The organism is Streptomyces sp. CA-278952 (genome assembly GCF_028747205.1).
Classification (GTDB): Bacteria; Actinomycetota; Actinomycetes; order Streptomycetales; family Streptomycetaceae; genus Streptomyces.
Genome location: NZ_CP112880.1, coordinates 1,252,721 through 1,265,322 on the forward strand (window position 1 = coordinate 1,252,721; position 12,602 = coordinate 1,265,322).

Sequence of the window (12,602 nt, forward strand, 5' to 3'; positions counted from 1 at the left end):
GGCCCGGCTGTTCCGGGCCCCGCCGCTCCTCGTTTCAGACCCCGGCCGGGACGGTCAGCCGCCCGTCGTCCATCGTCACCGTGCGGTCCATCCGCCCCAGGTGCGCCAGATCGTGCGTGACCAGCACCGTGGCGGTGGCGCGCTCCCGGGTCAGGGTGACCAGCAGGTCGAGCACGGCCGCGCCGCGCTCGTGGTCGAGCGCGCTGGTCGGCTCGTCGACGAGCAGGACCGCCGGTTCGTTCATCAGGGCCCGCGCGATGTTGATCCGCTGGCGCTGCCCGCCGGAGAGCTGGTGGGGCCGCCGGTCGGCGCGGTCGGCGAGCCCGACCGCGTCCAGCAGCTCCAGGGCCCGGCGGCGGGCGCCGCGGGCGGAGTCCCCGGACAGGTGGCGCATCACCTGGAGCTGTTCGGCGGCGGTCAGCGAGGGCAGCAGGTTGGGCTGCTGGAAGACGATGCCGATGTGCTCCCTGCGCAGGGCCGCCCGCCCGGCCCGGCCGAGCCCGGCCGTCGGCGTCCCGGCCACCACGACCTCGCCGGAGTCCGGGGTGACCAGGGTGGCGGCGGCCGCGAGGAGGCTCGACTTGCCCGAGCCGGACGGCCCGACCACGGCGGTGAGCGTGCCCGGGGGCACGTCCAGCGAGACCCGGTCCAGGGCGGTGAGCCGTCCCTCGCCGTCCGGGTAGGTGAGGGTGACGTCGGTCAGGGTGAGCGTCATCGGGCACTCCCGAGTGCGGTGAGCGGGTCGACGGCGGTGATCCGCCGGATGGACAGGGCTGCCCCGAGCGCGCCGAGGACGATCATCACGGCGGCCGGGACGAGGACGGTCGCCGCGTCCAGGACGAACGGCACGGCTCCTCCGCCGATCACGGCTCCGGCCCCGGCGGCCAGCGCGGTGCCCAGTCCCGTACCGAGGGCGAGCATCACGACGGCCTGTCCCAGCGCGTCGCGCAGCAGGTACGGGGTCGACGCGCCGAGTGCCTTCAGCACGGCGACGTCGCCGCTGCGCTGGATCGTCCAGACGGTGAAGAACGCTCCGATGACGAGGGCGGAGATGGCGAAGAGGAAGCCGCGCATCAGTTGCAGCGAACCGTTCTCCGACTGGTAGGAGCCGATGGCCGTGAGGGAGTCGTCGAGCGTGAGCGTGCTGGTGCCCGCCGCCGCGTCCCCCGCCGCGAGGTCGGCGCCTTGGGTGGTGGTCAGGGCGATCACGGTCGCCTGTTCGGCGGGCCCGGCGCCGTCGTGGCCGATCTCCTGCCAGTCGTCGAGCGAGGTCCAGACGACGGGCGTGTGGCTGTAGGAGGCGTCCGTGGCGACGGCGGCGACCTCGCGCTCGGTCCGGCCGAGCGCGATCCTGTCGCCCGCCGACGCGTCGAGCTCCTCGGCCGCCTTCTCGGAGAGCACGACCCGCCCCGGACCGATCCCCTCCGGCCCGAGGGTGCCGTCCGGTTCGACGCCGAAGGCCGAGACGGCGGCACTCCGCTCACCGGCGGCGGTGGCGTTCAGGGTCCGGATGCCGACCGGCTGGGCGGCCTGGACCCCGGGCCGTCCGGTCCAGGCCCGCCAGTCGTCCTCCCGGACCGTCGAGTTGCTGAACGACTCCGCCTGCCCGTCGGGGGGCGCGGCGAAGGCCAGGTGGTCGGCGTCCAGACCGGTGACGGCCGAGATGTTCTCCCGGGCCAGGCCTGCGGTCAGGCCGGACAGCAGCCCCACGAGCAGCGTGATCAGCACCACGACCGAGCCCATGAGCGCGAACCGGCCCCTGGCGAAGCGAAGGTCTCTCCATGCGACGAACATGGCTCCAGCGTCGTGCGGCGCGGGCGGGAAAACATCGCGCGGCGGACGGGCCCGGGATCAACCTTTCGATTGACCGGGTCCGGGGAGGCCGCGGCTACGCTGGACGGACCATGAATTCGCGTTCGCACACCCACGTCACGGCAGCCCTGCGGCTCTGTCTGCACGCCCTGCTGATGGGGCTGCTGGCCCTGGTGGTCGTCCGCACGGCGAGCGAGGACGCGCCGCACACCGCAGCCGTCGTGGTGGTGGCGGTGCTGATGGCCGCCCTGTACGCGGCGGGGCCGCTCGCCTCCTCCGTACAGCCGGGAAACCGCGCGGGGGCCGTGTGGCTGGCGGGTCTCGGCGCCCTGTGGGCCGCGCTGCTGGTCCTGTCGCCGGACGCCCTGTGGGTGGCCTTCCCGCTCTACTTCCTCCAGCTCCACATCCTGCCCATGCGGTGGGCGCTGCCCGCCGTCGTGGTCACCGCGGCCGCCGCGATCACCAGCTTCGTCGTGCACCGGCAGGAGATCGAGCCCGGCGCGTTCATCGGGCCGCTGCTCGGCGGGGCGGTCGCCGTCGCCACCGTCCTCGGATACGACGCGCTCTTCCGGGAGAGCGAACGGCGGCGCGAACTGATCGTGGAGCTGGTCGCCACCCGCGCGGACCTCGCCGAGGCGGAACGCACGGCCGGGACCCTCGCCGAGCGCGAGCGCCTCGCCCGGGAGATCCACGACACGCTGGCCCAGGGCCTGTCCAGCATCCAGCTGCTGCTGCGCGCCGCCGAGCGCTCGCTGCCCGAGGACGCTCCCGCCGCCGCGCATGTGCGGGCCGCCCGCGAGGCCGCGCAGGCGAATCTCGCCGAGGCCCGTTCGTTCGTCCGCGCGCTGACGCCGCCGGACCTGGAGCACGGTTCGCTGTCCGCCGCGCTGGAGCGGCTCTGCGCCCGTACGACCGCGCCCGACCTGACCGTGCGGTTCGCGGTGAGCGGCACCCCGGTGGAGCTGCCGACGCCCTACGAGGTGGCGCTGCTGCGGACCGCGCAGTCGGCGCTGGCCAACACGGTGCGCCATGCGCGGGCCGGGCGGGCGGAGATCACCCTGAGCTTCATGGACACCTCGGTGGCGCTGGACGTCGTGGACGACGGGCAGGGCTTTGACCCGTCGGGGGTGCCGGTCCAGGAGCGCGGCGACGGCGGCTTCGGGCTGCCGGCGATGCGGACGCGCGCGGGGTCGCTCGGCGGTGCGCTGAGCGTGGAGTCGGCGCCCGGACAGGGCACGGCGGTGGCCCTCACTCTGCCGCTGCCGGTCGCGGAAGCGGAGCGTGCGGCATGAGCGGGAGCGGGGAGGACGTCATCCGGCTGCTGCTGGCGGACGACCATCCGGTCGTCCGGGCGGGGCTGCGCGCGGTCCTGGACACCGAGCCGGACTTCCGGGTCGCCGGTGAGGCCGCGACCGCCGAGGAGGCCGTCGCCCTGGCGGCGGCGGGCGGCTTCGACGTGGTCCTGATGGACCTCCAGTTCGGTACGGGCCTGCACGGCTCGGAGGCCACGGCGACGATCACCGCCGCGCCGGAGGGCCCCCGGGTCCTGATCCTGACGACCTACGACTCCGACGCGGACATCCTGGCGGCGGTCGAGGCGGGGGCGAGCGGCTATCTGCTCAAGGACGCGCCGCCGCAGGAGCTGGCGGCGGCGGTGCGCACGGCGGCGGCGGGCCGCTCCGCGCTCGCGCCGTCCGTGGCGCACCGGTTGATGGACCGGATGCGGACCCCGGCCGAGGCACTGACCCGGCGGGAGCTGGAGGTGCTCCAGCTGGTCGGCGAGGGCCTGTCGAACCTCCAGATCAGCAAGCGGCTCTTCCTGAGCCAGGCGACGGTGAAGTCCCACCTGGTGCACATCTACGCCAAGCTGGGTGTCGACTCCCGTACGTCGGCGGTCGCGGCGGCCACGGCCCGCAGGCTCATCCGCCGCTGAAGCCGGGCCCGCACATCGTGGGTCAGCCGTGCGGGGGGCTCCGGGCCGTGCTTCACCCGCGCGGGGGCTCCCCGAAGAGGTCGACCGCGTTGCGCACCTCGCGCAGGGCCGCGGCCACCGCGCTCACCGAGCCGATGGCCCCCGCGATCAGCAGCAGGGAGCGGCGCATGCGGGGGATCTCCGGCACGCCGCTGACGGCCATCGCGTCCAGGGCCGCCAGCTCGTCCTCGGCGATCGGCCGGTCGGGGAATTCGCTCCGGAGCCCGGCCAGTTCGCGGCGGAGCCGGGAGACGGCCGTCCGCAGCTCGGCCACCCTCGGGTCCTCGTCGCTGCCGGTCAGCTGCTTCTGCCCCACGCTTCGCAACACAGCACTCCCCCTCGCACGTCCTTGTGCCGGTGTGACCCCCGAACCCGGGCTGTGGCCAAGTCCCCGGACGTGTGCGCAAGTTAACGCCATGACAGGCAGTGCGCGCCAGCCCACGGAAAGAAATCGGGGTGACCCCTGAGGGTGACATGCGTGTCGCGTGTGCGAAGCGCCCAGTGGTATCCAGGCCCCATGGTCACGGACACGACGACAGGCACGGCTACGGAGAGGACCGCGGAGATGACTTCCGCCGCGAGGAACCCCGAGGTCGCGGGGGTACTGCTGGCCGCCGGAGGGGGCCGTCGGCTCGGCGGCCGGCCGAAGGCGCTGCTGGAGCACCGGGGCCGCCCGCTGATCGAACACGCGGTGCGCTCCCTGCGCGACGGCGGCTGCGGCCCGCTGCACGTGGTGCTGGGCGCGGCGGCGGACGAGGTGCGGGCCCGCGCGGACCTCTCGGGTTGCGCGGTGACGGTGAACCCGGGCTGGGAGGAGGGCATGGGCTCCTCGCTCCGGCTGGGCCTGGCCGCCCTGGGCGCGGCGGACGCGGACGCGGCGCTCGTCCTTCTGGTCGATCAGCCCGGGATCGGGGTGGAGGCGGTGGCGCGGGTGCGTCTCGCGTACCGCTCGCGGGCGAGTCTGGCGGCCGCCTCGTACGGCGGGGAGCGGGGCCATCCGGTGCTGTTCGGGGCGGACCGGTGGGCGGACATCGCGGCGGGGGCGGTGGGCGACCGGGGCGCGCGGGCCTATCTGCGGGAGCACCGCGATGCGATCACGCTCGTGGAGTGTTCGGATGTGGCCGAGGCGTACGACATCGACACCTCGCAGGACCTGAAGCACCTGGAGTGACCGTGCGACCCGCTCGCCGTCCACCGTCCGTGGTCGCGCTGGCACGCTGCGCCTCGACCGGTCCGTTTCTGTCGACCCGGAGAATCTCGACATCAACAAACCATTGAACTTCCACCATGAGGAAACTACTATCCACTGGTCAGAAGCCCTCTGAACCTCAGACGGCACCCACGGCCGTATCTCGGAGCCATGGCACGCCGTGCCGTCTCAGGCGACCCGGCGGCCATGAGACGCCGCCGCCCGCTGAAGGAGTGACAGCTCATGTCCGCACCAGCGCCGTCCACGCTGGCCATCGTCGATGCCGAGCCCCTGCCCCGGCAGGAAGAGGTCCTGACCGACGCGGCCCTCGCGTTCGTGGCCGAACTGCACCGGCAGTTCACCCCGCGCCGCAATGAGCTGCTCGCCCGGCGCGGTGAGCGCCGCGCCGAGATCGCCCGCACCTCCACGCTGGACTTCCTGCCCGAGACGGCGGCGGTCCGCGCGGACGACTCCTGGAAGGTCGCACCGGCTCCGGCCGCTCTGAACGACCGCCGGGTGGAGATCACCGGTCCGACCGATCGCAAGATGACCATCAACGCCCTGAACTCGGGCGCGAAGGTCTGGCTCGCCGACTTCGAGGACGCGTCCGCTCCCACCTGGGAGAACGTGATCCTCGGCCAGCTCAACCTGACCGACGCCTACGAGCGCCGCATCGACTTCACCGACCCGAGGTCGGGCAAGTCGTACGCACTGAAGCCCGCCGACGAGCTCGCCACCGTCGTCACCCGCCCCCGCGGCTGGCACCTGGACGAGCGCCACATCCAGCTGGACGGCGTCTCCGTGCCCGGCGCCCTGGTCGACTTCGGCCTCTACTTCTTCCACAACGCCCAGCGCCTGATCGACCTCGGCAAGGGCCCGTACTTCTACCTCCCGAAGACGGAGTCGCACCTGGAGGCCCGCCTCTGGAACGACGTCTTCGTCTTCGCCCAGGATTACGTCGGCATCCCGCAGGGCACGGTCCGCGCGACGGTGCTGATCGAGACGATCACCGCCGCGTACGAGATGGAGGAGATCCTCTACGAGCTGCGCGACCATGCCTCCGGTCTCAACGCCGGCCGCTGGGACTACCTCTTCTCCATCGTCAAGAACTTCCGTGACGGCGGGTCCAAGTTCGTCCTCCCGGACCGCAACGCGGTGACGATGACCGCCCCCTTCATGCGGGCGTACACCGAACTCCTGGTCCGCACCTGCCACAAGCGCGGCGCGCACGCGATCGGCGGCATGGCGGCCTTCATCCCCTCGCGCCGCGACGCCGAGGTCAACAAGGTGGCCTTCGAGAAGGTCAAGGCGGACAAGGACCGCGAGGCGCACGACGGCTTCGACGGCTCCTGGGTCGCCCACCCCGACCTGGTCCCGATCGCCCTGGCCTCCTTCGACGCGGTCCTCGGCGAGAAGCCCCACCAGAAGGACCGCCTCCGCGAGGACGTCTCGGTGGCCCCGGGCGACCTGATCGCCATCGACACTCTGGATGCCAGCCCGACCTACGACGGCCTGCGCAACGCCGTGGCGGTCGGCATCCGCTACATCGAGGCCTGGCTGCGCGGCCTGGGCGCGGTCGCCATCTTCAACCTGATGGAGGACGCCGCCACCGCGGAGATCTCCCGCTCGCAGATCTGGCAGTGGATCAACGCGGACGTGGTCTTCGAGAACGGCGAACACGCCACGGCGGAGCTGGCCCGCAAGGTCGCCGCCGAGGAACTGGCCGCGATCCGCGAGGAGATCGGCGAGGAGACCTTCACCGCCGGCAAGTGGCAGCAGGCCCACGACCTCCTGCTCCAGGTCTCCCTGGACCAGGACTACGCGGACTTCCTGACGCTGCCGGCGTACGAGCAGCTGCGCTGACCTCGCCGTACGAGCACCGCACCAGCACCGACACTCCCGCCCCCGGCACCGCACAGCGCCGGGGGCGGTGGTGTGTGGCTGAGCCTGCGCGGCCCTCAGCCCCTCACGTCCACACCGCTCCCAGCGCCACGAACCCGCAGACGAGGGCGAACAGGATCGCCAGCAGCGGCCAGACGAACCGCAGGTACTTGTCGTAGCCGACCTTCGCCAGGGCCACCCCGCCGATGGTGACCGCCGTCGTCGGAACCCAGAGGTTCATCCAGCCGCTCGCCGCCTGCCACGCCGTGACGACCACGGCGCGGGAGACGCCCGCGAAGTCGGCGAGCGGGGCCAGGATCGGCATCGCCAGCGTGGCGTGGCCGGAGGTGGAGGGGATGAGGAAGGCGAGCGGCAGGTTGACGATGAAGACGAAGACCGCGAACAGCGCCGACGAGGTGCCCGAGACCACGCCCTCGATGGAGTGGAGCACGGTGTCGGTGATCTGCGCGTTGTTCATGATGACCGTGACGCCGCGCGCGAGGACGATGACCAGGGCCGGGGAGATGAAGTCCGCCGCACCCTGGACGATCGTCGCGCTCAGCTTCTGCTCGCCGAACCGCGCGACGACGCCCACCAGGACCGCCGCGACCAGGAACAGGGCGGCGAGATGGGGGAAGGACCAGCCGAGTTCGAAGCCGTACGGGGTGGCGTCGGCGTCGCCCGTGAGGGCGCTGGACCACGGGACGACCGAGAAGATCATGAAGCTGAAGACCAGGGCGACCAGGACGAGGACGGTCCGGTGGAGGCCGGTCAGCTCCGGGGGTTCCCCCGCGTCCGCCGCGTTGTGCTCGCGGTCGCCGGGCAGGAAGCCGGAGAGCGAGCGGTCGGGGTCCTTGCGGACGCGTCCCGCGTACCGGATGACGTAGCCGATCGTCACGGCCGTCAGGACCACCCACATGACCGCGCGCAGCACGATGCCGTCGCCGAGCGAGATGTCGGCGGCGGAGGACGCGACTCCGGTGGCGAAGGGGTTCACGGTGGAGCAGAGCACGCCGATGCCCGCGCCGAGGATGATCGTGCCGGTGGCCACCATGCGGTCGTAGCCGAGGGCCAGCATCAGCGGGATGACCAGGCCGTAGAAGCCGAGCGTCTCCTCCGCGAACCCCTCGACGGTGCCGAGGAGGGAGAAGACCAGCATCACTCCGGCGATGAGCAGCGCTCCCCGGTCGCGCAGCCGGTGCGCGAGGCGGCCGATGCCCCGGTCCAGGGCGCCGGTGGCGAACACCACGGTGATGAACGCGCCGATGGCGAGCACGAAGAGGAACACGCCGGCGCTGCCGTACAGTTCGCCGGCCAGGTCCGGTCCGACCTCGCCCGTCTCCGCGTCCTGGACGCCGTAGAGGCCGTTGACCGGGGAGAGGAAGAGGTCGTTCAGGCGGTCCACGAAGCTCTGGTCGGAGTCGACCCGGTGGTACGTCCCCTGGACCGGGGCCCCTTCCCCGTCGCGGTCGTAGGCCCCGGGCGGGATCAGGAAGGCCAGTCCCCAGACGGCCAGCGTGACGACCGCGAGGATCGTGAGGGCGCTGGGGAAGGTGAACCTCTTCTTGGCCGGGGGCTCTTCCTCCGGGGCCGGCTTCGTGCCGGCCGCGCTGCTCATGCCGTGCTCCGGCCCGTCGCGGTCCCCAGCGGGATACCGAACGGACGCGAGGACTCCGGATGGGTGACGAGGAGGTCGTGGGCCTCGCGCACGGGGTCGGGCGGGAGGCCGGGGAACGCGATGGACGGGATGGCCTTCAGCCGTTCCAGGTCGGCGACGAGACCGTCCATCAGCGCGTCGACCCGGGTGTTCAGGTCGTCTCCCGGATCCATGGTTCAGCCCCTTCGGTCCACTGGCCTTGGCCTTCAGGACCAATGGACCATGGGGGGCGGCGCGCCGCACGCCTGGGAAACGGCGCTCGGTCGGGCCTCAGTCCGTCAGGACCACCGTCCGCTGGGCCGAGAAGTCACCCCACTTGCCGTCCGGAAGCTTGGCCCTGAGCTTGACCGAATAGCGGGTGCCCACCGGGTCGGAGAGGTCCAGACGGTAGGTGGCGCGCCCCTTGGGGGGCGTGCCGCCCCAGACGATGGTGGTGGTCAGCTTGCCGTTCAGATGGAGCTCGTAGGCGGGGATGACTCCGCCCGTCTCGGGCTGGTCCCAGGACAGGTCGAGGGTGGAGGCGGCGCCCTCCTTGCCGATCTCGGCGCTCAGGCCGGTGGGGGCGGTGCTCGCGGGGGCGCCGGGGGCGGACTCGGTGGTGAGGTCGAGCGTGTTGCTGTCGGCCGAGGACTTGTCGGAGGCGTCCCGGGCCCGGACGGTGAAGGTGTAGACGGTCCCCGGGCGCAGACCCGTGAGCTTCGCCGTGGTCTCGGAGGCCGGGACGCTGTGGATCCGGGAGTCCTCCTGGTAGATGTCGTACGAGGTGACGCCGACGTCGTCCTTGGACGCGCCCCAGGTGAGGGTGGCGGCACGTTTCCCGTCGGCGCCGCCCGTCAGCTTCGCCGGGACGGTGGGGGGCGTGTCGTCCTTGGGCGGGGTGGCCTGGGTGGTGACGGGGACGCCCTTGCTGGGCGCGGAGAGATTGCCCGCCGTGTCCTTGGTCCGGACGCTGAAGGTGTAGTCCGTCGAGGCCGTCAGCCCGTTGACGTCGATCATGGTCTTGGTCGCCGGGACGCTCTTGACCTTGGCCTTTCCACGGTAGATCTCGTATCCGGCGACCTTCTCGTTGTCGGAGGCGCCTTCCCACATGACGTGCACCGAGGTGGAGCTGCTGGCCTGTGCGGTCACGCCCTTGGGGGTGCCGGGAGGCTGCGTGTCGGCTTCGGCGGTGCCACCGCAGGCGGAGAGGAGGGGGGTGAGAAGCAGGGCGGAACAGGTCAACGCGGCAGATATGTGGGGGCGTTGCACAGTGGTGCCTTCCATCCGGACAGCAATGGTCCAGACCTGTATGCCATGGCGCGGGGGTCGCCGACAAGAGGACGGCGAGGAACCTTCCGCTATGTGACGGTGTGCGCCGCCCGACCGGGGTCCGGGCAGGGCCTGGAACAGCTGTCAGCCTCTTCGGTGTGCCGGTTCGGGTGCCGGACGACGCCCCGCTGCTGGACCGGGTGATCGCTCTCAGTGGCCGCCGTCCGGACTGGCGGCCGGACGGCCGAGAAGGGACAGACCGCCTCACCGCTCCCGGGGCCGGCTGGCCGGCGGGGCGGTTCCCCCAACGGTGAGAACCCCGTGACGGCAGGCAGCCCGGTCAGCTGGTGAAGAACTCCGTGATGTGCCCGGCCACCTGGTCCGCCCGGGTCTCGTGCATGCGGTGTCCGCCCGGGACCGTGATCAGCCGGCAGTCCGGGATCAGGGAGGCCACGTCGGCCTGGCGGTGCTGTTCCATCCTGCTCTCCGGGCCGCCGGTGATGATCAGCGTCGGGGAGACGATGTCGCCGAGGGCCTCGTCGGCGTCCGGGCCGGGGTCGGCGAGCTGGTCGCGTACGGCGGGCACCGCGTTCTCGTCGTAGTCCACCGGGCCCTCGCCCCGGCCCGCCGGGCCCGGGTCGCCGGGGAACGGGGCCGGGGTCTCCACCAGCACCAGCCGCTCCACGCGGTCGGAGTGCTCCTGCGCCACCAGCCGGGCGACGACCCCGCCCATGCCGTGGCCGACGAGTCCGACGCGGTGCAGTTCCAGCTCGTCGAGGAAGCCCACGACGTCCTCGGCCATCAGCTCCAGGGCGTAGTCGTCGGGCCAGTCGCTCTCGCCGTGGCCGCGCAGGTCCAGGGCGAAGACCCGCCACTCCTGGCCCAGCAGGGGGCCGGCCGCCTCCCAGTTCGCGGCCGAACCGCCGAGGCCGTGCAGCAGCACGACGGGCGAGCCGAACGCGTCGCCCCAGGTCCGGTACGCGAGGCGCACATCGCCGACATCCACAACAGACTGATCTTCCATGCCCCTGACGCTACAGCCGACGGACGCCGGACGGCCGACGGGGCCCCGCGTCGCACGGGGCCCCCGGATGCTCCGGTCACGATCCGCAGGGGTCAGTGGACGCCGACCCCGGCCGCGGCCGGCACCACGTGCTCGCCCGGTGCCTGCTCCTCGTCCGCCGTGTCGGCCTTGCGGCCCAGGTGGTTGAAGGCGAGGTTCAGCACGATCGCCACCACACAGCCGGTGGAGATGCCCGAGTCGAGGACGACCAGCAGACTCTCCGGGAAGGCGTGGTAGAACTGCGGCGCCGCAATCGGGATCAGCCCGATGCCGAGGGCCGCCGCCACGATCAGCGCGTTCTCGCCCTTCTCCATGGCCGCGGTGGCCAGGGTCTGGATGCCGCTGGCCGCGACCGTGCCGAAGAGGACGATGCCCGCGCCGCCGAGCACCGGCAGCGGTACGAGGGCGATGACGGAGGCCGCGATGGGAACCAGGCCGAGCACGATGAGGATGCCGCCCCCCGCGGCGACGACGAAGCGACTGCGGATCTTCGTCATGGCGACGAGGCCGACGTTCTGGGCGAAGGCGCTGCACATGAACCCGTTGAAGAGCGGGCTGATGGCGCTGCCGAGGGTGTCGGCGCGCAGACCGCCCTCGATGATCTTCTCGTCGGCCGGGCGGCCGACGATCTTGCCGAGGGCCAGCATGTCCGCGGTGGACTCGGTCATGCAGACCAGCATCACGATGCACATGGAGATGATGGCGGCGATCTCGAACTGCGGTGCGCCGAAGGCGAACGGCGTCGGGAAGCCGACCACGTCGGCTTCCTTGATGGCGCCGAAGTCGGTGATGCCGGCCGGGATGGCGATCAGGGTGCCGATGACGAGACCGAGCAGGATCGCGATCTGCTGGAGGAAGCCGCGCAGGAGCTTGCGCAGGGCCAGCACGACGACCAGGGTCACGGCGGCCATGGTGATGTTGGTCATCGAACCGTAGTCGTCGGCCGTGGCGTTGCCGCCCTGCGACCAGTTGAAGGCGACCGGGAGGAGCGAGACGCCGATCAGGGTGATCACGGTGCCGGTGACGACGGGTGGGAAGAAGCGCACCAGTTTGCAGAAGTACGGGGCGAGGACGAACCCGAGAAGACTCGCGACGATGATCGCGCCGAAGATGACGGCTATCCCGTCGTGTCCCCGGTCCTTGCCTATCGCGATCATCGGGGCGACCCCGGCGAACGAGACGCCGTTGACGAAGGGCAGCCGGGCGCCGACCTTCCAGAAGCCGATGGTCTGGAGCAGGGTGGCGATCCCCGCGGTGAAGAGGCTCGCCCCCATCAGGAAGGCGGTCTCCTTGGCGGTGAGGCCGACGGCGGGCCCCACGATGAGCGGCGGGGCCACCACGCCCGCGTACATGGCGGCCACGTGCTGGAGGCCGCTGGTGAACATCTTCAGAGGGGGGAGGGTCTCGTCGACCGGGTGTTTCCGGTCGCCCCCCGCTTCCGCGGCGTTGTCGGCCGTCGTGTCGGGGGCGGCTGCATCTGCGTCTTTGCGAAACCTGGGCTTGGCGGCCACGGCGGTTCCTCCGGTCGGTTACACGTCGTCGGCGACGTGGGATTCAGGGAGGTGGTGCGTAAGTGGTGCGGCTGTGCGGCTCTCTCAGGTGGTGCAGGTCGTGCAGAGGGGGGTGCGGATGGGCGCGCACGGGGGGGGTGTGCGGGCAGCGTTCATCACCGGTCCGGCGGGCGCGCACCATGCGCGCGCCCGCCGGACCGGCTGCCGTGGACCCCGCTCGGGTCCACGGCGGCCGGTCTCGGGCCGTCCCCCTCGACCGGCCGGTCGGG

At 72.1% G+C, this 12,602-nt stretch carries 12 protein-coding genes and 1 pseudogene; 5 read left to right on the forward strand and 8 right to left on the reverse strand.

Translation table 11 applies throughout. From position 1 onward, the window contains the following. Positions 1 to 34 precede the first annotated feature (34 nt). Entirely contained in the window at positions 35 to 715 is a 681-nt protein-coding gene (locus N7925_RS05495) for an ABC transporter ATP-binding protein (protein WP_274343219.1), read from the reverse strand. After that, positions 712 to 1,794, reverse strand: coding sequence for an ABC transporter permease (locus N7925_RS05500; RefSeq protein WP_274343220.1), 1,083 nt, complete (start codon positions 1,792 to 1,794; stop codon positions 712 to 714). Before N7925_RS05500 ends, N7925_RS05495 begins: the two co-directional genes overlap by 4 nt. Before the next feature lie 110 nt (positions 1,795 to 1,904). Between N7925_RS05500 and N7925_RS05505 the strand changes: the two genes are divergently transcribed. Together N7925_RS05505 and N7925_RS05510 are read left to right on the forward strand one after the other, a co-directional pair. After that, on the forward strand, positions 1,905 to 3,104 hold the full coding sequence (locus N7925_RS05505) for a sensor histidine kinase (protein WP_274343221.1): 1,200 nt from the start codon (positions 1,905 to 1,907) through the stop codon (positions 3,102 to 3,104). Beyond that, positions 3,101 to 3,745, forward strand: a complete 645-nt coding sequence (locus N7925_RS05510; RefSeq protein ID WP_265598377.1) for a response regulator — start codon at positions 3,101 to 3,103, stop codon at positions 3,743 to 3,745. The genes N7925_RS05505 and N7925_RS05510 overlap by 4 nt, the downstream gene beginning before the upstream one ends. 52 nt (positions 3,746 to 3,797) lie before the next feature. Here the strand turns inward: N7925_RS05510 and N7925_RS05515 are convergent, their stop codons facing one another. Beyond that, on the reverse strand, positions 3,798 to 4,100 hold the full coding sequence (locus tag N7925_RS05515) for a DUF5955 family protein (RefSeq protein ID WP_265598378.1): 303 nt from the start codon (positions 4,098 to 4,100) through the stop codon (positions 3,798 to 3,800). A gap of 249 nt (positions 4,101 to 4,349) precedes the next feature. Here N7925_RS05515 and N7925_RS05520 point away from each other — a divergent pair, with 249 nt between their 5' ends. Both N7925_RS05520 and aceB read left to right on the forward strand, forming a co-directional pair. Further along, a complete protein-coding gene (locus tag N7925_RS05520) occupies positions 4,350 to 4,955 on the forward strand; it encodes a nucleotidyltransferase family protein (protein ID WP_265598379.1) in 606 nt (201 codons plus the stop codon). A 261-nt stretch (positions 4,956 to 5,216) separates the two neighbouring features. Beyond that, the gene (gene aceB, locus N7925_RS05525) at positions 5,217 to 6,836 is read left to right on the forward strand and encodes a malate synthase A (RefSeq protein WP_265598380.1); all 1,620 of its coding nucleotides are present in this window, start codon (positions 5,217 to 5,219) and stop codon (positions 6,834 to 6,836) included. 103 nt (positions 6,837 to 6,939) lie between these two features. Here aceB and N7925_RS05530 read toward each other — a convergent pair whose 3' ends face one another. The 3 genes from N7925_RS05530 to N7925_RS05540 all read right to left on the reverse strand — a co-directional run bounded on the left by N7925_RS05530 (position 6,940) and on the right by N7925_RS05540 (position 9,774). Continuing rightward, positions 6,940 to 8,472 (reverse strand): YfcC family protein, encoded by a 1,533-nt coding sequence (locus N7925_RS05530; protein ID WP_265598381.1) that lies wholly within the window; start codon positions 8,470 to 8,472, stop codon positions 6,940 to 6,942. Further along, on the reverse strand, positions 8,469 to 8,684 hold the full coding sequence (locus N7925_RS05535) for a hypothetical protein (protein ID WP_331615848.1): 216 nt from the start codon (positions 8,682 to 8,684) through the stop codon (positions 8,469 to 8,471). Before N7925_RS05535 ends, N7925_RS05530 begins: the two co-directional genes overlap by 4 nt. Positions 8,685 to 8,781: 97 nt before the next feature. Further along, positions 8,782 to 9,774: a fibronectin type III domain-containing protein gene (locus N7925_RS05540; protein ID WP_274343222.1), complete on the reverse strand. Its 993-nt coding sequence runs from the start codon at positions 9,772 to 9,774 to the stop codon at positions 8,782 to 8,784. Positions 9,775 to 9,905: 131 nt separating this feature from the next. Here N7925_RS05540 and N7925_RS05545 point away from each other — a divergent pair. Further along, positions 9,906 to 9,998 (forward strand): annotated as a pseudogene (locus N7925_RS05545) (TIGR03086 family metal-binding protein); the annotation flags it as partial. 101 nt (positions 9,999 to 10,099) lie between these two features. On the opposite strand, the gene N7925_RS05550 reads toward N7925_RS05545, so the two are convergent. Both N7925_RS05550 and N7925_RS05555 read right to left on the reverse strand, forming a co-directional pair. Next, a complete protein-coding gene (locus N7925_RS05550) occupies positions 10,100 to 10,783 on the reverse strand; it encodes an alpha/beta fold hydrolase (RefSeq protein ID WP_274343223.1) in 684 nt (227 codons plus the stop codon). Positions 10,784 to 10,875: 92 nt separating this feature from the next. Further along, a complete protein-coding gene (locus N7925_RS05555) occupies positions 10,876 to 12,333 on the reverse strand; it encodes a nucleobase:cation symporter-2 family protein (protein ID WP_265598384.1) in 1,458 nt (485 codons plus the stop codon). Between the last annotated feature and the right edge of the window lie 269 nt (positions 12,334 to 12,602).